Source organism: Marinobacter sp. LV10MA510-1 (assembly GCF_002563885.1).
Lineage (GTDB): Bacteria > Pseudomonadota > Gammaproteobacteria > Pseudomonadales > Oleiphilaceae > Marinobacter.
The window spans coordinates 132,502-155,362 of record NZ_PDJA01000001.1; the positions used below are offsets into that span (position 1 = coordinate 132,502).

General features: G+C 48.3%; 26 protein-coding genes. All 26 read left to right on the top strand.

The genetic code is table 11. The features are described from left to right. Positions 1-64 precede the first annotated feature (64 nt). The 26 genes from ATI45_RS00610 (at position 65) to ATI45_RS00715 (ending at position 22,801) form a co-directional block, all read left to right on the top strand. Positions 65-1,036 (top strand): glycosyltransferase, encoded by a 972-nt coding sequence (locus ATI45_RS00610; RefSeq protein WP_218926097.1) that lies wholly within the window; start codon positions 65-67, stop codon positions 1,034-1,036. After that, complete coding sequence (locus ATI45_RS00615) at positions 1,029-1,883, top strand: glycosyltransferase domain-containing protein (RefSeq protein WP_098417835.1); 855 nt, start codon at positions 1,029-1,031, stop codon at positions 1,881-1,883. The genes ATI45_RS00610 and ATI45_RS00615 overlap by 8 nt, the downstream gene beginning before the upstream one ends. A 504-nt stretch (positions 1,884-2,387) precedes the next feature. Continuing rightward, positions 2,388-3,590 carry a transposase gene (locus ATI45_RS22130; protein ID WP_179888371.1) on the top strand — a complete coding sequence of 401 codons (1,203 nt, stop codon included), beginning with the start codon at positions 2,388-2,390 and terminating at the stop codon, positions 3,588-3,590. Positions 3,591-4,160: 570 nt separating this feature from the next. After that, positions 4,161-5,171 carry a hypothetical protein gene (locus ATI45_RS00625; protein ID WP_143751114.1) on the top strand — a complete coding sequence of 337 codons (1,011 nt, stop codon included), beginning with the start codon at positions 4,161-4,163 and terminating at the stop codon, positions 5,169-5,171. A gap of 132 nt (positions 5,172-5,303) precedes the next feature. Beyond that, positions 5,304-6,278: a glycosyltransferase gene (locus ATI45_RS00630; RefSeq protein ID WP_098417837.1), complete on the top strand. Its 975-nt coding sequence runs from the start codon at positions 5,304-5,306 to the stop codon at positions 6,276-6,278. Between the two features lie 270 nt (positions 6,279-6,548). Further along, positions 6,549-7,646 carry a glycosyltransferase gene (locus tag ATI45_RS00635; RefSeq protein WP_098417838.1) on the top strand — a complete coding sequence of 366 codons (1,098 nt, stop codon included), beginning with the start codon at positions 6,549-6,551 and terminating at the stop codon, positions 7,644-7,646. Between the two features lie 42 nt (positions 7,647-7,688). Next, positions 7,689-8,810: a glycosyltransferase gene (locus ATI45_RS00640; protein WP_098417839.1), complete on the top strand. Its 1,122-nt coding sequence runs from the start codon at positions 7,689-7,691 to the stop codon at positions 8,808-8,810. Next, positions 8,810-10,765: an asparagine synthase (glutamine-hydrolyzing) gene (asnB, locus tag ATI45_RS00645; RefSeq protein WP_098417840.1), complete on the top strand. Its 1,956-nt coding sequence runs from the start codon at positions 8,810-8,812 to the stop codon at positions 10,763-10,765. Before ATI45_RS00640 ends, asnB begins: the two co-directional genes overlap by 1 nt. Before the next feature lie 195 nt (positions 10,766-10,960). After that, a complete protein-coding gene (locus ATI45_RS00650) occupies positions 10,961-11,959 on the top strand; it encodes an EpsG family protein (protein ID WP_228735898.1) in 999 nt (332 codons plus the stop codon). 149 nt (positions 11,960-12,108) lie between these two features. Beyond that, on the top strand, positions 12,109-13,260 hold the full coding sequence (locus tag ATI45_RS00655; protein ID WP_098417842.1) for a glycosyltransferase family 4 protein: 1,152 nt from the start codon (positions 12,109-12,111) through the stop codon (positions 13,258-13,260). 16 nt (positions 13,261-13,276) lie between these two features. After that, entirely contained in the window at positions 13,277-14,542 is a 1,266-nt protein-coding gene (gene tviB, locus ATI45_RS00660) for a Vi polysaccharide biosynthesis UDP-N-acetylglucosamine C-6 dehydrogenase TviB (RefSeq protein ID WP_098417843.1), read from the top strand. A gap of 280 nt (positions 14,543-14,822) precedes the next feature. Next, the gene (locus tag ATI45_RS00665; protein WP_098417844.1) at positions 14,823-15,920 is read left to right on the top strand and encodes a glycosyltransferase; all 1,098 of its coding nucleotides are present in this window, start codon (positions 14,823-14,825) and stop codon (positions 15,918-15,920) included. A gap of 50 nt (positions 15,921-15,970) precedes the next feature. Further along, complete coding sequence (locus ATI45_RS00670; RefSeq protein WP_098417845.1) at positions 15,971-16,156, top strand: UDP binding domain-containing protein; 186 nt, start codon at positions 15,971-15,973, stop codon at positions 16,154-16,156. 113 nt (positions 16,157-16,269) lie between these two features. Next, entirely contained in the window at positions 16,270-16,635 is a 366-nt protein-coding gene (locus tag ATI45_RS22955; protein WP_267284047.1) for an Rpn family recombination-promoting nuclease/putative transposase, read from the top strand. Then, positions 16,520-17,107: a hypothetical protein gene (locus ATI45_RS00675; RefSeq protein WP_267284070.1), complete on the top strand. Its 588-nt coding sequence runs from the start codon at positions 16,520-16,522 to the stop codon at positions 17,105-17,107. The genes ATI45_RS22955 and ATI45_RS00675 overlap by 116 nt, the downstream gene beginning before the upstream one ends. A gap of 397 nt (positions 17,108-17,504) precedes the next feature. Then, positions 17,505-17,687, top strand: a complete 183-nt coding sequence (locus ATI45_RS00680; protein ID WP_098417846.1) for a hypothetical protein — start codon at positions 17,505-17,507, stop codon at positions 17,685-17,687. Between the two features lie 78 nt (positions 17,688-17,765). Continuing rightward, positions 17,766-18,248: a hypothetical protein gene (locus ATI45_RS23085; RefSeq protein WP_098417847.1), complete on the top strand. Its 483-nt coding sequence runs from the start codon at positions 17,766-17,768 to the stop codon at positions 18,246-18,248. Beyond that, complete coding sequence (locus tag ATI45_RS00690; RefSeq protein WP_098417848.1) at positions 18,224-19,177, top strand: hypothetical protein; 954 nt, start codon at positions 18,224-18,226, stop codon at positions 19,175-19,177. The genes ATI45_RS23085 and ATI45_RS00690 overlap by 25 nt, the downstream gene beginning before the upstream one ends. 168 nt (positions 19,178-19,345) lie before the next feature. After that, a complete protein-coding gene (locus tag ATI45_RS00695; protein WP_098417849.1) occupies positions 19,346-19,639 on the top strand; it encodes a CopG family ribbon-helix-helix protein in 294 nt (97 codons plus the stop codon). Then, positions 19,636-19,911, top strand: coding sequence for a type II toxin-antitoxin system RelE/ParE family toxin (locus tag ATI45_RS00700; protein ID WP_218926098.1), 276 nt, complete (start codon positions 19,636-19,638; stop codon positions 19,909-19,911). The genes ATI45_RS00695 and ATI45_RS00700 overlap by 4 nt, the downstream gene beginning before the upstream one ends. Before the next feature lie 123 nt (positions 19,912-20,034). Then, entirely contained in the window at positions 20,035-20,304 is a 270-nt protein-coding gene (locus ATI45_RS23090) for a hypothetical protein (RefSeq protein WP_323807618.1), read from the top strand. Beyond that, positions 20,283-20,576: a hypothetical protein gene (locus tag ATI45_RS23095; RefSeq protein ID WP_323807619.1), complete on the top strand. Its 294-nt coding sequence runs from the start codon at positions 20,283-20,285 to the stop codon at positions 20,574-20,576. Before ATI45_RS23090 ends, ATI45_RS23095 begins: the two co-directional genes overlap by 22 nt. A gap of 23 nt (positions 20,577-20,599) precedes the next feature. Further along, complete coding sequence (locus tag ATI45_RS23100) at positions 20,600-20,785, top strand: UDP binding domain-containing protein (RefSeq protein ID WP_323807620.1); 186 nt, start codon at positions 20,600-20,602, stop codon at positions 20,783-20,785. Positions 20,786-20,813: 28 nt separating this feature from the next. After that, complete coding sequence (locus ATI45_RS23105; RefSeq protein WP_323807621.1) at positions 20,814-20,984, top strand: hypothetical protein; 171 nt, start codon at positions 20,814-20,816, stop codon at positions 20,982-20,984. Between the two features lie 300 nt (positions 20,985-21,284). After that, the gene (locus tag ATI45_RS00710) at positions 21,285-21,662 is read left to right on the top strand and encodes a hypothetical protein (protein WP_098417850.1); all 378 of its coding nucleotides are present in this window, start codon (positions 21,285-21,287) and stop codon (positions 21,660-21,662) included. 2 nt (positions 21,663-21,664) lie between these two features. Next, entirely contained in the window at positions 21,665-22,801 is a 1,137-nt protein-coding gene (locus tag ATI45_RS00715) for a hypothetical protein (protein ID WP_098417851.1), read from the top strand. The last annotated feature ends 60 nt before the right edge of the window (positions 22,802-22,861 follow it).

Consider the following 22,861-nt stretch of genomic DNA (forward strand, 5'->3'; position numbering starts at 1 on the left):
CATACGAGCTTGCTCTTACCTTTCAAAGGCTTATGATCAATTGTCAACAGACCCTAGCAATTTTATGAAAATATCCATAGCCATGGCCACCTATAACGGTGCCCAGTACATTACTGAGCAACTTCAGAGCTTCGTTGATCAATCTCGCCAGCCAGATGAAGTGATCATCACAGATGATTGTTCTGCAGACGAAACCGAGTCTGTTATTCGGAAATTCGCTGAAACAGCCCCTTTTGAAGTAATTTTTTCCAGAAACGAAAAGAACCTAGGGTATTGCGGAAACTTTAATGTAGCTTTAATGAAAACCACAGGTGACCTGGTTTTTTTGAGTGATCAAGACGATGTGTGGTTCCCAGAAAAAATCAAACACATGGTTTGCTTAGCTGATCAGAACCCTGGTGCACTAGTGTTGATGAATGATGCAGTTCTCACTGATAAGAATTTAGAAAGTGTCGGTCTAACTAAACTTGGACAGATACGCTCGGCAGGGTTTTCAGATAATGCGTTTATTATGGGATGTTGTTGTGCAGTTCGGCGAGAGTTATTGAATATTTGTATGCCTATCTTGCCAGGCTTCAAAGCTCACGATAACTGGATTGTTGGTTTTTCTGATCAATTAAACAAAAAATTTATTTGCGACGAGCCGCTTCAATATTATCGCCGACATGATTCGAATGAGTCTCAATTTATTGCAAACCGAACTACCAAAGTTACACGATGGCACGCATTTTTTCATGCCAAGAGAAATTTTCTATCTCGTACTGATAATAAAGTGGAGTTCTTTGAATTGGAACAGCGGAAATTGCTCAGCCAAGGTATTCGGCACGCCTTAATGAATGCACCCCTTGAGTTTCATCCTGATCTTTCTGAAATGCTGCGAGAGAATAATCAGCCATTTGGCATTATAGAAACTCGTATTAATTTTCGTCAAAAGCGATTCCGTCAACGAGTTTTTGCTATTGTGAGTTTTGCGGCTGGAGGTGGCTACCGTAGTGCTAACGGAGTGCGATCCATGCTTCGAGATTTGCTTGGATGATGAAGTAATCTGTAACAAAAATTCAAGAATCAGAAAAGTCTTAGCAGCTTATGAGAAAATGCACATGAGAAAAGTTTTAGTCTATACTGCTATAGAAAACGAATATGACTCTTTGAGTCCAACACCTTACGGTTTTAATGACTTTCACTACGTATGTTTTTCAAATACGATAAGAAAAAAATATAAAAATGGATGGCAAATTATAAAGAACCCTTCGGCAGAAAAATCTGCAGTCTTAAAGTGTAGAGATGTTAAAATAAATCCTCATAAATACTTAAGTAATTATGAGTATTCTATTTGGGTCGATGGTAGTGTTGTTTTGTCGGCTGAATTCCTTAAATATATTTTAAATTGTATAGTTAAAAAAGATACTATTATTTTTGTGAAACATAGAGTGCGCAGTTGTGTATATGAAGAGGCAGAGGCGTGCCGGCGAAGCTTGAAAGAGAACGATGATATAATTGAACGTCAGGTTAAAGTGTATTTAGAAGATGGTTATCCTGAGAAAAATGGGTTAGTTGAAACCGGGGTTATGCTGAGAAAGCATAGTGAAATATCAATACAAGAAGTTATGGATCTCTGGTGGAGTAATATTAAATCACATAGCCATAGAGATCAGCTTAGTGTAAATTATTGTCTTTGGAAAAAGTCGGTCGACTATAAGTTGATGCCTGGAACGATGTCCAGCAACAATCCTGGCTTTATTGTTCAGCGCCATAGAGGGAAAATGCTGGCAAATTGGTACTTTTTCTTAGAGGCAAGGGTTTTCCAAGGAAAAAATCTATTTTATCCTGCTTATGTGTTATTGGGGTGGGCTAAGAAGATAAAGATGCTTATAAAATTATGAAGGTTTTGATAGTATTAGGGGATTACTCAGTAAATTTCTAATATTAATGATAGTGGTGCTATTGCCATAGATTTCACTTCTTCCATCGAGCGACCGACCTTTTTCGAGACCGAGAATACGCATAAAAATACAATGCTCAAGATATGCGGATAGATTGGATAGGTAGGCTGATTACTTCTGATAAATTAGAAAAGAAAGCGGTCCATTACTATTTCAAAGACCAAAGTTACTTTAAGAGTCTTTGACTGTAGGAAGATGTTTTATTTTTCTTTTTCAAAAATAATAATGAAAATATTAATAACATCTAAAATTAGGCCAAATGACTTTTAAGCTAAAAAGTTAGCCAGCACAAAATTTAGCGCTAATCATACGTTCGCTGGAGTAACTTTCTGAATTAATACACTAAAATACATATACTAATCTGAGAGCTATGGAAGGTCTGATTAACTTTTCAGAATTAGCGATAATACAGCTATCGCCAACCGCATAGGATTCGCCGCCGCCATGGGCCAGATGACCTTCTCCGAAGCCGAGTACCAGAATAAGAAGCGCAAGACACGCTGCGAGATCTTTCTAGAACGGATGGATAAGCTGATTTCTTGGAACCAGATGGAGAATAAGGTGGCTCGTCACTATCCCAAGGGCCATAATGGCCGACCACCGTACCCGTTGTCTTCCATGTTGCGGGTTCACTGCATGCAACTCTTTTACAAGCTTAGTGGTCCGACACATCGGGATCCGGCGATGAAAGATGCGCTGTACGAGATCGAATCCATGCGCCACTTCGCTGGCCTGAAGCTGACTCGCCTGCCGGACGAAACCACCATTCTCAAGTTCCGGCATTTTCTGGAACGCCACGGCCTTGGCAAAGCGTTGTTTAAAGAGGTGAACAAGCACTTGGAGAAGAATGGCTTGATGCTGCGCCAAGGCAGCATTGTGGATGCCACCATTATTTCGGCTCCGAGTTCTACCAAGAACGAAAGCGGCCAGCGTGACCGCCTCGGCGGACCCCCAGACATGTACCCCCTGTGTGCCAAATTACCGATGCGCAAGCGCGGTGAGTACTTGTCTCTGTACGTGGTTATGGACTTGTTCAGTCGCTATATTGTTGCCTGGATGCTGTCCCGCAAGGAAAATAGCGCCCTGTCATCGCAACTGATTGACGAAGCCGCTCAGCGCTACGACATCGTGCCTGGCCATCTCACGCTGCACCAAGACCGTGGTGCGCCCATGACCGCTCACTGTTACCTGGACTTGCTCTCCGAACTGGCCATAACCGCCAGTCATAGTCGGCCTCGCGTGAGCAATGATAACCCAATGAGTGAAGCGCAATTTAAAACACTCAAGTACCAGCCAGACTACCCTCGACGCTTTGATCATTATGATCACGCCATGCGCTGGTGCAACGATTACGTGGAGTGGTACAACCACGTGCACCACCACCACCACCACCACAGCAGTCTTGAAGGATTTACGCCAGCACAGGTGTTTACAGGCCAATACGTAGACATTGCCCGAGTGCGTCAAGGGGCTCTGAATGAAGCCTTTGCCGCGCATCCAGAGCGGTTCAGCCGAGGACGGCCACTCGTCAAACTACCGCCACGAGAGGTCACTATTAACCCAATACCGGACGATGCTGAGCCATCTATCGCCGAACAAGGAGTAAACTTCCCAACGCTGCCAAGAGCCATACTGAAAGCAATTTAATGAGCAAAGAGTTGGTTCAAATGAGGTTGACACGTTCCGAAGCGGAAACAGCCAAACATGTTCACACATTGGTGCGGGCGTGGGGCATTTTCGGTTGGAGCAATGGGAGCCCGGTGAGCTGAGATGTTCACGCCGGGTTCTGAGAGCAGCTGAGGGAGCAGTTCCCTCGGCTGACTCACCCAGCAAAAAGTATTATTGCCGAGATTTCAGAGAAAAAAAATGGAAAAGTTTTAAAAATTACGATGCTATTGCAATGTACAATGGCGAAAACTATTTTAGAAGCTAATTAGCCACCTATATAATTACAACACAATGGACGGCCTGTCTCCCAATATTAGCCGTTAGTGATTGCCTAGTAAGCTGACTAGTTAATTCGTGAGCTTGAACAAAGCGAAGAAGTCTTCTGGTTGCCTTCATTGATTTTTTGATCGAAAAAATTGGTGTTAATTAGTATTGCTTGAGATTGCTCTTGCTAATTTTAAAGTTCAATAAAATAGCATTAATGCGTCAATTTTTTGATAGATAAACCTTTGAAAATTTAAAATTATTTAAAATAGATAAATTTTTTATATGAAAAAAATTAAATCATTTTTATTATCAAAACCGCGTATTTTCCGCCAAATTCAAGCTATTCGTAGAATGGAGAGTTATTCTCGGTACAAACCTAAAGTTATGAAGTTTGATCATGATAGCATCGAAGGTAATTTCAAAATCTCAATTTTATCGAAATCAAGATATTTTCAAGAATATGCCAACACAGTCCTAGGTGCGATGAAGAGTATTGGGATTGATGTGACATTGCATGAAAATGCACACGATATTGAATCTGCTCATGCTGTTTTAATTGTTGGGGGTCACACCGTTGATGCTGATGCATTTAAAAATTTACAAAAAAAATATGTGCTCGCAGCAATACAAACTGAACAAATTTGCTCGCATAGCCAAGGTGCCTATAAATATGCGGCTTATCAGTTAAAGCGATTTCGAAACTATTCAAATAATATTGATTTAATATTTGAGTGGCATCGTGGTAACGTTGACATTTTAGAAAATTTTCATGATTCTGTCTGTTATGTTCCACATGGCGGACTTACGCCAAAGGAGTGTGTTAGGCGAGATAATTATGACGTGGCATTTATAGGAAATTTGGAGGCAGTTGATGGGCGCCGCGCAAAAATAGTTGACCAGTTGCGCAAAAAATACAAGGTATTCCCGAAAACTTCTGAACTTTGGGGGGCAAAGAAGGAGGAGGTATTCAAAGAAAGCCGCATTATAATTAATCTTCACGCTGAGTCTTCATCGGTTTTCGAGTCTCCTCGATTTTATGAGGCAATATCATTCGGCCGAATGATATTGTCAGAGCCTATTTTTGATAGTCACCCATTTAAATCACCTACCCATTATGTTGATGTACAAACCGTAAGTATTCAATCTGCTCTTGACCATTATTTAGAAAATAACATAGAGCGAAAAGAAATTGAGAATGCAGCTACAGCTATAGCCGCTAAACACTCTATCAGCATATCAACAAGAAAAATGGTGGATGCGATAATGTTGCGACACTATATTCTGACTCATTAATAATAATTATTTTTGTGTCCCAAAATAATTATTATCCATCACTATTGTGACGGTTATAGGTTTTAGGGTGAATCTTTGAATTAATGCTCTGAAAAATTTCTGCCAATTTAATTCTAAAGAGTATATAAAACAGTGAAATCTGAAACAGTTTCCATCGCTCTCACGACCTATAACGGTGAGGTTCACCTTCAAGAACAATTTGATAGCTATATTAAACAAACACGACGCCCCGACGAGGTGGTCATTTGTGATGATGGATCGACTGACGATACCCTTTCCATTATTACTGAATTCGTGAAGACTGCTCCGTTTTCGGTGCGTGTTATCCGTAATGATTATAATCTCGGATATACACAGAATTTTGCCAAGGCGCTGTCACTTTGTTCTAGCGATATAGTTTTTCTGTCCGACCAAGACGATGCTTGGTTTAACAACAAAATCGAACGTGCTCTCGCTTTAGCTGCCGAAGAGCCCAAATGCTGGGTCCTAGTACATGACGGGCAGCTCACGAATCAAACCGGTCACCCGACAGGTTTAACGAAGATGGGGCAGATTCGCTCAGGTTATGGGTCCTCGGACTATACGATCACAGGTGCACTGAGTGTGGTGCGCCGCGAATTCTTGTTGATTGCGCTACCGATTCCAGACGACGTAATTGGGCACGACATTTGGCTCCACAAATTATGTAATTTATTTGAGGGCCGCAGAATCGTTACGAATGACTGCCTTCAAATCATTCGTCGACACGACTCGAACACCTCTGAGTGGGTCGTAAATAGCAGCAAGAAGATCAGACCATTGGATGTGTTGAAGGCGCAGATGCGTACTCGGCCTGCTACTGATTACGGCGACCGCATCGCATTGAACATGGGCCTGCGGGCGCGCCTGTCCGAGGTGGCAGCCGCCAGCTTTGGCCGCCAAGATCAAGAGTCGGTGACCGCTGCGCTAGTTCGGTTGGACCGCGAACATCGGGCGCTCAGCGCCCGCCAGAATCTGGCCCAATCGGGCGCTCTGGCCCGGAGGCTCCAGGCGCTGGCAATGTTAGTGCGCCGCGATTACGCCGAGTTTAACGGGTTGCGTAGTTTCCTACGCGATATGGTGCGCTGACCCTATGAAAAATCCAGTGCTTTCCCTTGTTACAAATACGGAATATCAATAAAAAGGCAGCACTTACACTGTATTTGAGGCGTGTTGACACGGTATTTCTTCGTTTTCCCCGGTGCTACTTGATTGCTGAATGGGCGCGTCAGTATTTTCTGCGGATTAAAAGTAAGAGCGTTAAGTAACACCCGTTTAAAAAAAGCTGCATAGTATTAATAATTCTATTAGAAAAAATTCGAGCCCGATAGTCTGTTATAAGGATATTCAAAACTTATTATGAATGAAGCTAAACGAATCTGCGTCATGATGGCGCGTTACGCGATTTCCGGTGTCCCCCTAGCTCAAATACGATTGGCAAAAGCGTTAGCTGAAAGAGGTTATGACGTAGATTTGGTTGTAGGCTTTGTGTCTGAAGAATACACCATGCCGAAAGTTGAGGGCGTTAACACGATTTTGCTTGATACGCCGCAGGCTCGCGATCTGCTACCAATACTTATCAAATATCTTCGACGAAGAAATCCAGATGGTTTTTTTACGGCTGAGGATCATCTGAATGCGATAGTCCTAATCAGCGCAATTCTAGCACGATCTAAGGTAAAGATAAGTGCATCTTCACGAGTGACGCCTTTTGACACCTACAGTAATCGTCCTTTTACCAAACGCTGGTTGCTTAAGCAGATTATGCGTGCGGTAATGTGGCGTGCGGACGTACTAACATGTGTTTCAAAGGGGATGGTCGAACAGTATCGAACCATTTTTTGTAACGCTCGCCATGAGTGTATCTATAATATCGTGAGGACTCCTTCGGCTCAGAAAATGATTATCGAGCCTGTTGATCACCCATGGTTTAGTGATCGCGCTTTGCCCGTGCTAGTAGCTGCAGGCCAGCTTGGACCTTGGAAAGGTTTTACCGATTTAATACGCTCCGTTCATATTCTATCAACACGACGGCCAGTTCGGTTGATTCTGCTTGGTGATGGCCCCCAACGTTCTGAGTTGGAAGACTTAATAGAAGAACTAGGGCTTCAGGACAATGTTCGGCTAGAAGGTCATGTTGCTAATCCGCTTAAGTATTTTGCTCACGCTGATGTCTTTGTGCTCTCTTCACTTTTGGAGGGAATGCCAAATGTTTTGATTGAGGCAATGATGGCTGGGTGTACACCTGTTGCGACTGACTGCCCAACTGGCCCGAACGAGATTCTTGGGGATGGTCGTTATGGCTATTTAGTTCCCATGTCAGATCCTGATGCGCTTGCCGATGGGATTGAAAAAGCCATAATTAATCCGATATCCCCTGAAGTTCTTAGCGAAGCGTTAGTGCCATTTGAAAAAGAAACGGTTGTCGAGCAGCACTTAAGAAAACTGAATCTTTAGCTGATTGATTTTAACTTTTAAATGTAAATAAAAGTTGGGCCCGTGAAAGTTCTACTCATTATTACAGGTTTAGGCGTTGGTGGGGCGGAAAGGCTGGTAACCAATTTGGCTGATGAGTTTTCATGTGCTGGCCATCAGGTGGTGCTGGTTTTTTTAAATGGGGAGTGTGAGTTGCCCCCGAAAAATGATCAAGTACGTTTGGTTAATTTGGAAATAAGGAAAGATTTATTCTCGCTTATTAAAGGCCTTCAAAAACTAAGGCTTATTATTCGGGAAATGCAGCCAGACGTCGTCAATAGTCATTTGGTACATACGAATATTATTACTAGAATTCTTCGGTTATTTACGCCCATGAAGCGATTGATCTGCAGCGCTCACAATACTAACGAGGAAGGGCGTTATCGGATGTTAGCCTATCGTTTAACGGATCGAATGGCTGATATCTCTACAAATGTCTCGCAAGAAGCAGTAGTGGCATTTGAACAGCAGCGTGCACTTCGGCCAGGGCGAATGTTGGCTATTCATAACGGTATTAATACACAGAATTTTGTGTTTAATGCTTCGGCTCGCATACAATCTCGCAAAACCTTGGCCGTTGATGATTCAACGCCGCTATTACTAGCGGTTGGACGGCTTTGGGAGCCGAAGGATTATCCCAATTTGTTAAGAGCTTTTGCTGATCTTAAAAGTGAACCAGTGTTGCCGCAGCTGGTTATTATCGGGGATGGGCCATTACGAAGTGAGTTTGAGGAAATGGCTCGTGCCTTGGATATCGCGGATCGTGTTAGATTTCTGGGGATAAGGCACGACATAGCGGCCTTGATGTGTGCCTGTGATGTGTTTGTATTGTCTTCTGCGTGGGAAGGCTTTGGGCTGGTAGTAGCTGAGGCTATGGCGTGTGAGCGTGTGGTGGTGGCCACCGATTGTGGCGGTGTAAAAGAAGTTGTTGGAGATGCAGGTTATCTTGTGCCTCCTCGTGATAGCGATTCACTGTGTTTAGCTTTGCAGAAAGCTCTGCGTTTACCGCTGAACGAGAGGAAGCGTTTGGGCTTCGATGCTCGCGAAAGAGTCATAAAAAAGTTTTCTCTTGAATCAACGGCGGATCATTACCTTGCTGTATATAACGGCCAGGTATTACAGCATGCCCATGAAGGCGACAACTAATGTGCGGCATTACAGGGCTTTGGGGACTAAGTAAACCTGATGGCGGGGTCGTGCGAGTCATGGCGGATCAACTACTTCACCGCGGCCCAGATGACTCAGGTACTTGGATTGATCCCCATACCGGTGTTGCATTAGGCCATCGCCGCCTCGCCATTGTGGATTTGTCCGCGGCTGGTCACCAGCCTATGCATTCAGCCTGTGAGCGTTTTGTGATTGCGTTCAACGGCGAGATCTACAATCACCTTGAACTGCGTAAACAGCTTGATCAGTTGGCGGTTGCCCCGGTTTGGCGCGGCCATGCGGATACGGAAACTCTGTTGGCTGCGTTTTCGGCCTGGGGTATTGAACGAACCCTAGAAGCCGCCAACGGTATGTTTGCCATTGCCCTGTGGGATCGGCAGCTGAAAACCTTAACCCTGGCGCGTGATCGGTTTGGTGAAAAGCCGTTGTATTACGGGCTGGTGGGCAAACGGCCCGCGTTGGTGTTTGGTTCTGAACTGAAGGCGTTAGCGGCGCACCCGGACTGGCAACCTACGCTGAACCAGAATGTGCTGGATGAGTACTTGCGCTTTGGCTGTGTACGCGGTGCGGCCAGTATTTATGAAGGTATACACAAGCTGTTGCCGGGCAGCTACGTTCAGTTTACTCAGAGTGACATTGCCAATGGCCAGTTGCCGGAGGTCACTCAGTGGTGGTCGCCGGTGACGGCGGCCTTAGCTGCAAAGCAGGAGCCGGCGATTGCAAACCCGGATGATGCGGTGGAGCAAACCCGCCAAGCCATGATGACGTCGGTGGGCCAGCGCATGATGGCGGATGTGCCACTGGGGGCGTTTTTATCCGGTGGGGTAGACAGTTCACTGGTGGTGGCATTAATGCAGGCCCAGTCCAGCAAACCGGTGCGTACCTTTTCAGTGGGCTTTGACGACGCCCGTTACGACGAATCCAGCCACGCAGCCGTGGTGGCGGCTCATCTGGGTACCGATCACACCACGTTAAAAGCCACCTCGCAGATGGCGCTGGACACCATCCCGCAACTGGCGGATATGTACGACGAGCCTTTTGCCGATTCCAGCCAAATACCCACCGCCCTGATTGCCAGCCTTACCCGGCAGCACGTTACCGTGGCTTTGTCTGGTGATGGTGGGGATGAGCTGTTTGGTGGTTATAACCGCCACGTGTGGGTGCCGCGCATCTGGAGCAAACTGAATCGCTTGCCGGTGGCGGTTAGAAAAACCCTGGCGGTATCACTAAAATCCGTTCCCGTGGGCGCTTACGACGGCATAATGAACACCGCCGAGCGGGTGCTGCCGAAGCGATTACACATTCGCACTTTTGGCGAAAAACTGCACAAGCTGGCTGCCGTACTGGAAAGCCCGTCGCAGCAGGCGTTGTTTGCCGGCGTGTCGTCGATGAATCGCCAGCCTGGCAATCTTCTTAATGCCGGTGTTTTCACCACCTCGTTAGAAAACTTGTACCCCGCCTTGCAGCAGTTTGACGCGGTTGAATGGATGCTGTTAATGGATACCATGAATTTCATGGTCGACGACGCACTGGTCAAAGTAGACCGCGCCAGTATGGCCAGTACGCTTGAAGTACGAGTGCCGTTTCTGGATCCGAACGTGTTTCACACAGCTTGGCGTATTCCAGCTTCACTGCGCATCAAAAATGGCCAGGGCAAGTGGCCTTTGCGCGAAGCGTTGTATCAGCAGGTTCCTGCAGCCTTGATTGATCGTCCCAAGATGGGTTTTGCTATTCCGCTGGATGAATGGCTACGTGGTCCTTTGCGGGAGTGGGCTGAAGATTTGTTGCAGCCGAGCAGTTTGGCGCAGTTGCCTATGTTGAATGCTAAAGCTGTCGGGGCAATGTGGAAAAATCATGTGAATGGTAAAGGGCATTATGCCCAACAACTGTGGGCGGTGTTGCAGCTTCTAGCCTGGCAGAGACGTTGGGGGTAGGGGACGGATTTGAAATCCGTCCCCGGTTTGCCTGGTTTTCTTCAAAAAACACCGAAGCATTATCAATATTCAAGCCTTCGCCAAGCGTCAGAAGCAAACGGCCTGACAGCCGCATATCACGTGAGTAATTAATCGATTATGTTGCCTTACTGGATTCTGTTTTCAATCCCCGCCTTTGCCATGCTGGCGCCTTCGATGCTTCGCCCGCAAAGCCAGCGCGTTGTGCTGTGGTTTGTGGGTGGTGTGTTTGCCTTGGCGATTGGTTTGCGGTTTCAGGTAGGGGGAGATTGGGGGGCTTATCTACGCCACTTTGATAAAAGTGCATTCTTGTCTTTTTCAGATGTTTTCCAAGGAGGTGATCCAGGCTATTACTTGGTGAACTGGCTGGTGTGGAACCTTGATGGAAATATTTACTGGGTTAATCTGATTTGTGGTGCGGTAATGATGTTTGGTGTTATCCGTTTCTCGCTGCGCCAGCCTTTACCCTGGTTAGCTATTCTGGTGGCCGTGCCGTATTTGTTGGTGGTGGTCGCTATGGGGTACACCCGCCAGGCTACAGCGTTGGGCTTTATGCTGCTGGGGCTGGTCGCTCTTGGTGATAAAAGTCTGCGCTGGTTTTTGATTTGGGTGTTGGTTGGAGCCGCTTTTCATAAGTCGGCTGTGCTGATGATTCCTGTGGCGGCTTTGGCTTCCGGTGGCAACCGCCTGTGGACAGCGTTCTGGGTAAGTCTGATGGCGCTGTTGGGCGGCTATCTGTTTTTGTTCGATTCGGTGGATGCGCTTTGGGAAAACTACGTTGAAGCGGATTACCAATCTTCTGGTGGTTTGATTCGGGTTTTGATGAATTTGGTACCTGCTCTATTGTTTATATTGTTCAACAAACGTATGCAGCTAACCTCGGCAGAACAGCGCTTGTGGTGGTGGATTTCGGTGTTGTGCCTGGTGTGTATTCCGCTAGTAGTGCTGTCATCAACCGCAACGGACCGTGTGGCACTCTATCTGATTCCGGTTCAGTTGTTTGTTTTCTCCCGCTTGCACCAAATTACCGACGATGCTTTCTGGCGCTCTATGATTGTGTTGGGTGTGGTGTGTTATTACGGGCTGGTGCAGTTTGTATGGCTAAATTATGCCGTTCATGCGCATTATTGGCTTCCTTATCAACTGATTTGGTTAGTTGATCAGCCTGTTTACTGATTTTGATATGAGCTGAGAAGGGGACGGATTTAAAATCCGTCCCCGGTTTGGCCAGTGGGGACAGATTTAAAATCCGTCCCCGGTGTAGATTTGAACGTCTCCGGTTTAGCACTGATATTTTCTCTTCCTTCCTCTTTAAGCCTACCTCTATGACTCACTTAAACGCTGCTCCGGAGCCATCCCGGGGCCTAGTGGTGCTTGTGTCTAACACCTCCTGGTATTTATATAACTTTCGCCGCGGAACCCTCTGTGCGTTGCGGGCAGCGGGTTTTTCTGTGGTGGCGCTGTCGCCTACCGATCCGTTTTCCCAGCGTTTGGAAGATGAGCTGGGGGTTCGTCACCAGCACCTGAATCTGGACGGCAAAGGCACCAGCGTGTTGGGCGAAGGGCGCAGCTTTGTTGGGCTAGCGCTGACGCTGCGCCGTATGAAGCCGGCGTTTGTGTTCAATTTCACCGTCAAGGCCAATATCTATTCTGGCTTGGCGTGCCGCGCTCTGGGCATTGCTTACGCCAACAATGTATCGGGCCTGGGCACAGCGTTTCTTCACGACAGCTGGCTGTTTCGTCGGGTGCGAGCGCTTTACGGCTTTGCCAATCGCGGTGCCCGGCGGGTGTTTTTTCAGAATCAGGAAGACCACCGCCTGTTTCACGCCCATGGGTTGCTAAAGGCCACGCCAACCACCGTGTTGCCGGGTTCTGGTATGGATTTAACCCGCTTTGCGTTTTCACCCCTGCCGGATGGCCCGCTGACCTTTGTGATGGTGGCCCGCTTACTGGGTGATAAGGGCGTGCGTGAATACGCCAGTGCCGCCGCGCAGGTGCGCAAGGCTCATCCGGATGTTCGTTGCCTGTTGGTGGGCCCGCTGGGTATTTCCAACCGCACTGCCATTACCGCAGACGAAGTGACCGCTTGGGTCAACGCCGGTCAGCTGGAATACGCCGGTGAAACCGACGACATACAGCCGTTTATTCGCCAAGCCCACGTGTTGGTGTTGCCGTCCTATCGCGAGGGCATGCCGCGCACGGTATTGGAAGCCGCTGCCATGGGCCGCCCGGCGATAGTGTCGGACGTGCCCGGTTGCCGCCACGCCATACGCGCCGATGAAACCGGCTGGCTGTGCGAGGTGCGCAGCGCTGATTCATTAGCGCAACACATGTTGAGCGCTGTAAAGCGCCCCCGCGAACAATTAGCCGAGGCCGGAATAAAGGCGCGGGCGTTGATGGAAGCCGAGTTTGATGAAGCCATTGTGATACGGGCGTATGTGTCCTGCCTGGACGCCGTTGGCGAACCTGTTCTTTAACAATTGGAGAAGTGTGATGTCGCAAACCATAGCTGTAATTGGCCTGGGTTACGTCGGTCTGCCGTTGGCCGCTGCGTTTGGAATGAAGCGCCGGGTGATCGGTTTTGATATCAACACCACCCGCGTACAGCAGCTGCGCGACGGGGTGGATGTTACCCAGGAAGTCTCCAGCGAAGAGCTGGCGGAGGTGTCGCAGTTATCCTTCACCACTGAGTTGGAAGACTTGCGTGAGTGCTCGGTGTTCATCATCACCGTGCCCACGCCCATCGACCAGTTCAAAGCCCCGGATTTAACGCCGCTGATCAAAGCCAGTGAAACCGTGGGCCAGGTGTTAAAAGCCGGCGACATTGTAATTTACGAATCCACGGTTTACCCCGGTGCAACAGAAGAAGTGTGCGTGCCGATACTGGCGCGAGTCTCTGGCTTAGTATTTAACAAGGATTTCTTTGCCGGTTACAGCCCGGAGCGCATCAACCCGGGTGACAAAGAACACCGGGTAACCACCATCAAGAAAGTCACTGCCGGCTCTACGCCCGAGATTGCCGACATCGTAGACCAACTGTATGCCGGTGTGATCACCGCTGGTACTTTCAAAGCCAGCTCTATTCGCGTGGCCGAAGCCGCCAAGGTGATTGAAAACACCCAGCGGGATGTGAACATCGCGCTGATGAACGAACTGGCGATGATCTTCAAGCGCATGAACATCGACACCCACGAAGTACTGGCCGCCGCCGGCACCAAGTGGAACTTCCTGCCGTTTAAACCTGGCCTGGTGGGTGGGCACTGTATTGGGGTAGACCCCTACTACCTGACCCACAAAGCCCAGGCTGTAGGTTACCACCCCGAAATCATCCTGGCCGGGCGCCGCATCAACGACGGCATGGCCGCCTACTCCGCCGCTGAATTAGTCAAAGCCATGATCCGCAACCGCCAAACCATCGCTGGTTCGCGCGTGTTGATCATGGGCCTTACCTTCAAAGAAAACTGCCCAGACCTGCGCAACACCAAAGTGGTGGACCTGATCAAAGAACTGGGTGAGTTTGGCTGCAAGGTAGACGTCACCGACAGCTGGGCCAGCAGTGCCGAAGCTGAACGGGAATATGGGCTGAGTTTGGTGGAAAAGCCGCAGCCTGGTACCTATAACGCATTGGTGATTGCAGTGGCGCATAAGCAATACACCTGCCTGTCAGAAACCGACTTTCGCGCACTGCTGCAGCCGGGTGGGGTGTTGTTTGACTTGAAGGGCGTATTGGCGCTGGGATGTTCGGATTTGCGGTTGTAGGGAAGATGGGTGACAAAGCGTGGACAGATTTGAAATCTGTCCTCAATGCTGGGCGTGATGCTGAGGGAAGGGGACGGATTTGAAATCCGTCCCCGGTTTAGCCGTGATGTAGAGGGACAGATTACAAATCTGTCCCTAGTCCACCAAAAGCGTGTCGGCGTTGGCTGCTGCAGATTTGCGTTTGTAAGAACACATTTGAGATAGAAATTATGACGTTGAAATATAGAAAAGAGGTCCATGGTCTTCGCTGTATTGCTGTGCAATTGGTGACGGGTTCCCCATGAAAAAAATTAATAAAATGCTGCTGATTACAAATAGTCTTGAGTCTAATCCTAGTGGTGGGCGCGAGCTTTTGTGTAAATTAAATCACACTATTTTGTTGGATATTTATGGGGCTAGATTAATAACTTTTGAGTTGAAGTCGCAGGCGCCACACTCTTTTTTGGATTATTTTCGCGCCTTTAGAGGACATATTGACGGTATTAATTTTGACAGTATTAGGTCGATTGAAAATCACATAATCAATGAAGGTGTTGAGCAAGTATTCATTGATGGTTCAAATCTTGGTGAATGTGCACGATTTTTAAAGAAAAAATTTCAGTATTTAAAAGTCACTGTATTTTTTCACAATGCAGAATCTAGATTTTTTTGGGGTGCATTGTGTTCTAGAAAAAGCGTAAAATCTTTTTTTGTTTTAGTTGCAAATTATCTAACAGAGAGAAAGTCCATAATTTATAGTGATAATAGAATTTGTTTGAGTGGTCGCGATAGTGGCGTTTTAAAGCGATTGTATGGTCGAGGCGCAACGCATATTTCAGCAATGGCTCTAGAAGATAAGATGAAAAGTGACGTTGCTATTAGTAGTAAAGATAATGCCGAGATTTTCGCTTTGTTTGTGGGTGGGTCTTTTTACGCAAATAGAGTTGGAATTACGTGGTTTGTTAATAATGTTGTGCCAAAAATAGATATCCCAATTTATATCGTAGGTCGAGGTTTTGAACTACTAAGATCAGAGTTAGAGGTTCCCGGTAAAGTCTATGTGATCGGGCCAGTTGATGACTTGGCACCATGGTATAACCGCGCCCGCTTTGTTATAGCCCCAATTTTTGATGGTTCAGGAATGAAAACCAAAGTAGCAGAAGCTTTGATGCATGGTAAAAAAGTGGTTGGCACTCCTGATGCTTTTTCAGGCTATGAGGATTCAGCGAATGTCGCAGGATGGATTTGTAAAAGCCCTGAGGACTTTATAAGTGCTTGCGAACAGGCGCGCGACGGCATAGATGTGGTTTTCGATCAAAAAGCTAGAAACACCTACTTGGAAAAATATTCGTTAGTTGCATCAAAAAAACGACTCCAAAATATTCTAAACGAAGGATAAGTTTTAGTTTTTATTTAAATCGGAAAAATTTATTTTAGTCTGTAAAAGCCATGATCTGTAATGGCCAAGCCATCGCCGGCTCCCGCGTATTGGTAATGGGCCTGACCTTCAAAGAAAATTGTCCCGACATGCGCAACACCAAAGTGGTAGACCTGATCAAAGAACTGGGTGAATTCGGCTGCCAGGTAAAGGTCGCCGACAGCTTGGCCAACAACGAGAATAGGGGACGGATTTGAAATCCGTCCCTGGTTTACCCACTCCGGTCTGACCCATCACACCCAAACCATCACCCTCTCCAATGAAAGATCTCGACGTGGTAAAGTAAATTGCCGCTTGATAAGGAGATCACATGGCTACGAATCATCACGACACCGGTTACAAGGAGCTGTTCAGCTATCCGGAATTTGTCCAGCAGTTGGTTGAAGGCTTTGCGCCGACTGAGATTGCGCAGCTGATGAATTTTAGTACGCTCAAGAACCACAGTGGCAACTATATTACGCCGCTGTTCGAGGAAAAATTCGAAGACGTTGTCTGGTCGGTGGAGGTGACTTGGAAGGGTGTTACCCAGCAAAGGCCTGCCACCGGTTTTTCCGATGGTTTTGTACAACGGTTCCCAGCGCTGGTCAGCCCGTCAAGATATTTACGACATGGTGCAGCCGGAACCACCGGAGTTCCTGCGAGCGTATCAGCCGCACCTTCGCTATTATCTGATTGACGAAGGGCGCTGTACTGATGAAGAATTGATCAACAAGAAAACACTGCTAAGTGGCGTATTCGGTGTTGAAAACGCCGGCCACAGTTGGGAAGCTCTGCAGCAGGCGGTGGATCGAGTTGTTAAGATCATTGAAGCCGATCCGAACAAAGAGCGGGTGGACAGAATCATCACCCGCTGGATCAAGCGCCACTTGAGCCGCTTGGGCGCAGAAGTAGGGTTAGAGCGGCTAAATAGTCTGGTGGAGGATAGAGATATGTTGGCAGAGAACTTGGAGAATCTTGTTAATAAAGAATGGTTAGAAGGGATGCCGTTGGGATATCAGAAAGGCTTTCAGGAGGGGGTCCAAGCAGTCAAGCAGGAAGTGGGTCATAAGTTGATTGTCCGGACAGAAATGAATGATCAATTGATCGCAGAGATTGTCGGTCTTGCAGTGGCTGAAGTGAGTGATATGCGCTCGCAGGTTAAGCACTGATTCCGAGTGATGGATCGCTAGATACGAAAAAATTAGCCCGCGGGCTGTTTTTTGTATTTTGACGCTGTGTGTCGAGGCTCAAACCGGGGACGGATTTCAAATCTGTCCCCGGTTGCTACTTTAAAAAGGAAAACTGATGAAATACTCTGCTTCCCGATTGAAGAGCTATGACTTATTCGTAACACATGAAATTGTGTTGGTGGCTGGTAGGCCTACTTTTAAACGAGTAAAAAGGTCAAAAAGTTCTAAGAGCCCAAGCGTCTATGTTTGGGCCTCTTTACGTCGGGATGCTGATGAGTATGAAGTTTTATAGCTCGTCAGAGGATATTCCAGCCAATTAGAAGGCTTAAACGGCATTACGCTTTTGGGGTATGGTCTTATCGGTGGCAATGGCCGAATGCTTCCGGGCAAGTGGGTAGCGCGAGTATTTTTTGCCGAAGAGCCGAGATTAGTTTTTCCGCGTGCAAAGTTACGCGCGGGAGCATTTGACCAGGTTGAGGCAAATGAAAAAACGTTTTCGCCGTTGGATATTGCAGAGTTTTTAGCTCATCCCAAAAAGTTCTTGCGGCTGGATGCTTAGAGCAAAAAGGCAAGTACGGTAAATGCCAAGCAGCGCACACTTTAATCCAACTGGAAGTAAGTGTCCTCTGGTAAGGGAATGAAGCGCCGTGTGATCGGTTTTGATATCCACACCACCCGCGTACAACAGCTGCGCGAGGGTGTGGATGTGACTCAGGAGGTCTCCCGCGAAGAACTGGCGGAGGTGTCGCAGTTATCGTTCACCACTGAGTTGGAAGACTTGCGTGAGTGCTCGGTGTTCATCATCACCGTGCCCACGCCCATTGACGAGTTCAAAACCCCGGATTTAACGCCGCTGATCAAAACCAGTGAAACCGTGGGCCAGGTATTAAAAGCCGGCGATATCAAGATAGGGGACGGATTTGAAATCCGTCCCCTATTTAGCCCTGGTGTGGCCGTGACAAAGAGGGGCAGATTTCAAATCTTTCCCTACTTGTATAAACCGGAACAGATTTCAATTCGAGCGTGTGCACCCTGTTGTTATTCACTCTCTGGGCCAAGCCCAGGAACTCTTACAATCTTCAAGGATACTGCGCTATGTGTGGAATTGTGGGTGCGCTGAGCACAGCGGATGTGGTGCCGTTTTTGCTGGATGGCCTGAAAACTCTGGAATACCGCGGTTACGACTCAGCCGGGTTGGCGTTGGTGAACGAGAGTCTCATTCGTGTACGCGCCATGGGGCGCGTGTCGCGCCTTGAGGCGGAGGTGGCCAAGGCTGTGGTGTCTGGCGGGCTTGGCATTGCTCATACGCGTTGGGCTACTCACGGTGCGCCGGCCGAGCGTAACGCTCACCCTCACGTGTCGGGCGGGCTTGCGGTTGTGCACAACGGCATTATCGAGAACCATGAAGCACTGCGGCGGCAGCTTGAATCGCTGGGTTATATTTTTAGCTCAGAGACGGACACTGAGACGATTGCGCACCTGATTCAAGCCTGCCTAGACGGTGAAATTGGCCAAGGCGCCGGCGATGTGTTTGCGGCGGTGCAGCATGCCGTTACCCGCCTGCAAGGGGCTTATGCTTTGGCTGTTATTCGGGTTTCAGAACCAGACAGAATGATTCTGGCGCGGGAAGGTTCACCGCTGATGCTGGGGCGCGGAGAAAGCGGATATTTCGCGGCCTCAGATGCCTCAGCGCTAGTAGCGGTCACCCGGGATTTGATCTATCTGGAAAATGGTGATGTTGCCTGCGTTACGCCAGGCGGTGTCGAGATGGTAGACAGGCAGGGTCGGGCCGTTGTTAGGGCGTTTACCCGGTCTGCGGTGGATGCCTCGGAAGTGGCCTTGGGTCAATTTGACCATTACATGCAAAAAGAAATCTTCGAGCAGCCCCGCGCCATTGCTAATACCTTGGAGGTGCTGGCGGGTATTGGCGTGGCTTCTACTAAGGCCTTTACCACCCAGTTGTCTGCGCTATTCGTACTCACTTTGCTGCTGGCCCGGGCTCAGAACGCGCTGACGGCTAAAGAGCGTTACGGTGGAGTGATTCGTTAAATCGTAGTTTGGGCAATTGTAGGATCACAATGAAGTCCGTAACAAGGTAATAAAGTTGGTAACTCGTTCCACTGGGAAACGCGAAGGATGAATGCCGCATGAGCAGCTTTAAGCGCTGCCCTTTGAGTGTTACTATGTACTTTTCTTGTAACACACGAGGAATGAGCTATGAATGAAGCAACAACAACTTTTACCTTCCGAGTAGACGAAGGTCTAAAATCAGAGTTTTCCACCGCAGCCAAGTCCCGCGACCGTACCGGAGCCCAGCTCTTGCGCGACTTTATGCGTGATTTTGTGCGGCAGCAAGAGGAAGCCGTCGCGCATGACGTTTGGTTTCGTCGCCAAGTGCAAGTCGGCTTGGATTCAGCCAATACCGGCAATTTGGTTCCCGCCGCCGAGGTAGAAGCCAAGTTTGCAGCCAGGCGAACTGCAACGCGCCGTCGGCTTGAAACATCTAAATGATGGAATTATTCTGGACGCCAGAGGCGATAAAAGACCGCGATGATATTTATAATTATATTGAGGCCGACAATCCCGCCGTCGCCTTAACGCTCGATGAGTTGTTGTCGGAGAAGGCTTCGCGCTTGGTCGATCACCCGAACCTTGGTAGGCCCGGTCGTTTAACTGACACCCGTGAGCTGGTTGCGCATCAAAACTATATCCTGGTTTATGACCTAGCCGGAGATCTGGTGCGCGTGTTGCGTGTCCTGCACGCGGCCAGGCAGTGGCCATAAATTAGTTACCGACTTTATTACGATCCCACAGCTATTGTCAGCGGACATTGAAGTTCGATAAATTCTAATAAATTTTGATAGAAGTAGGCCTCCTGCCATTCTAAGCTGCGCGACGGTGTGGATGTGACTCAGGAGGTTTCCCGCGAAGAACTGGCGGAGGTGTCGCAGTTATCGTTCACCACCGAGTTGGAAGACTTGCGTGAGTGCTCGGTGTTCATCATCACCGTGCCCACGCCCATTGACGAGTTCAAAGCCCCGGATTTAACGCCGTTGATCAAAGCCAGTGAAACCGTGGGCCAGGTGTTGAAAGCCGGCGACCTCGTGATAGGGGACGGATTTCAAATCCGTCCCCGGTTTGCAGCTCTATTCGCGTGGCCGAAGCCGCCAAGGTGATTGAAAACACCCAGCGGGATGTGAACATCGCGCTGATGAACGAACTGGCGATGATTTTCCGGCGCATGAACATCGACACCCACGAAGTACTGGCCGCCGCTGGCACCAAGTGGAACTTCCTGCCGTTCAAACCCGGCCTGGTGGGTGGGCACTGTATTGGGGTAGACCCCTACTACCTGACCCACAAAGTCCAGGCTGTGGGTTACCACCCCGGAATCATCCTGGCCGGGCGCCGCATCAACGACGGCATGGAGGATAGGGGACAGATTTGAAATCTGTCCCCGGTGTGGGCCCCATGATCCGCAACGGCCAAACCATCTCCGGCTCCCGCGTGTTGATCATGGGCCTGACCTTCAAAGAAAACTGCCCAGACCTGCGCAACACCAAAGTGGTGGACCTGATCAAAGAGCTGGGTGAGTTCGGCTGCCAGGTAGACGTGACCGACAGCTGGGCCAACAACGAAGATAGGGGACGGATTTGAAATCCGTCCCCTGTTTGCTGGCCTGACGTTGGTAGAACAGCCACAGCCTGGCACCTATAACGCATTGGTGATTGCGGTGGCTCATAAACAATATACCTGCCTTTCAGAAACCGACTTCCGCGCGCTGCTGCAGCCGGGTGGGGTGCTGTTTGATTTGAAGGGAGTGTTGGCGTTGGGTGCTTCGGATTTGCGGTTGTAGAGCGGAGGATAGGGGACGGATTTCAAATCCGTCCCCGGTCTGGCGGTGATGTAGGGGGGGGCAGATTTAGAATCTGTCCCCCTGGCTGGGCGTGATGCGGGTTGGCTGTTTTAGATTTACAGTTGTAAGGCTATACGTGAGATAAAATCATGAAATTATTACCTTTCGGTAGCGGCGCAGCGGATTTTTGAGAGAATTGGGTTTCCGCCAAGATTGGCTCGTGTTTCTTGACGTTATAAGCAATTTGCGACGACAATCAATTTATTAAAATCATATAACTTAAAATGGAACATTAAAGGCATGACAGGCTTTCCTGAAAACTGGCCAGAAAGCTGCCCACCAGCAGATGCTGAGCAGGCGCTTGGTGAGGTGTATCGTGTTTGCCGGCAAGATCCTCCGGCACTCAGCGACTTTCAAACACACGCTGAGCTGAATAAGCCTTCGACAGGCAATCAGTGCATACGCCACGGTTTGTCGGTGTTCCGCAACCCGTCTGAAGCAAGGCACATAACAACGCTCTTTCCAAAACTGGGTAAACTGGTTTTTTGTGGAGAGCTGACCGCAGATCAGGGTAAGATCAAAGCCACACCAACCAAAATACGGCCATCGCACTTAACTTGGTGGCCATTCGAAGGTGTAGAGCGCGCCGTTACCTTCACGTTAAGCAGTGAGTGTTAACAATGGACTGGAACATAAAAGGTCTGGCCTGTAGCTCCAGCGATTTTGACGGGTTTGAGATTCAAAGTGTTTTGATTGATGTTGATGGGCCTCGTCTATTCTCCGCTCAAACGCGATTGTGCACCGCGCTTTTCATGTTGGTGGACGAAAATGAAAGCAGCATGCGTTTTGTTGTTGTGCCGACAGACGATCGTATGCTGGCTAAGCTTGAAAGCGGTTCGCTTACCGTTAGAGCCGCACTCGATCAGCCGCTTTTATGGGTACTTGAAACTAGCCATTCTTTTTGTCCAAAAAATGCTTGGCGAACGACACTTGCGGAATTGCCAGAGTCTATACTGCCAGAGAAGGGGCGAATGCTTTGGGCCCATCTTCAACCTGCTTTTCGTTTGCGGGCTATTGGTGAAGGTTTGTCAGCTGGAACCGTACCTGCCAGCGTGATCAGGCAGGTGGTTGAGGGTGCCAGCACCGCTTTAAGGAAAACGGCCGCCCATGTATTCAAAGAACCTGGCAAGCAAGGCCGTGCTAGTAACTCCAGAAGGCGGCTGTATGATTTACCTGTGCAGCATTTTGCCTACAATAGTTTTGAAGTGGCGTTCAGCTTGCCCAATACGCAGCAGGAAAGACTACTTCAAGATGAAGACGATGCCGAAATGCTTCTAATTGGCAACACGTTGGCCGATGCAATTACCAGGTCTACTGGAATAAAGGACGGTGACATCACACTGGAAACACTCGATATCGAGCTGCTGGAAGCTTTGGAAAAACTGGTGCCTCCGCTTTCCGGCACGGTGACAGAGTTCGAGGTAGGTGGAACCATACTGGGCCAAGCCGATAAAAGCTTCCGACTCGATCGTGATGCATCGAAACACGTTAAAAGAGCGCTTCAGTCGGTGAGAAACAAGGAAGAAAAAATAACCACCCTTGAAGGCCTTGTGTCTCAGATGGATCGAGATAATTTGTCGTTCACGCTTCGGCAAACATCGGATAACAGGGATCATGTTTGTGCTTTTTCTTCAGAAATTTTTGACGAAGTAATGGATGCCTTTGTGTATGAAAATCGTGTAGCGATAAGTGGGCGGGAAACACTGAAAAACGGCAATATTGATGTGTCTATTTTCAATAAAGTAAATGCTGACTAATTTCCTAGACGCAACCTTTTCACCAAACGCCTCAGAGCAGACAGAAGAAGACCGCGGCGA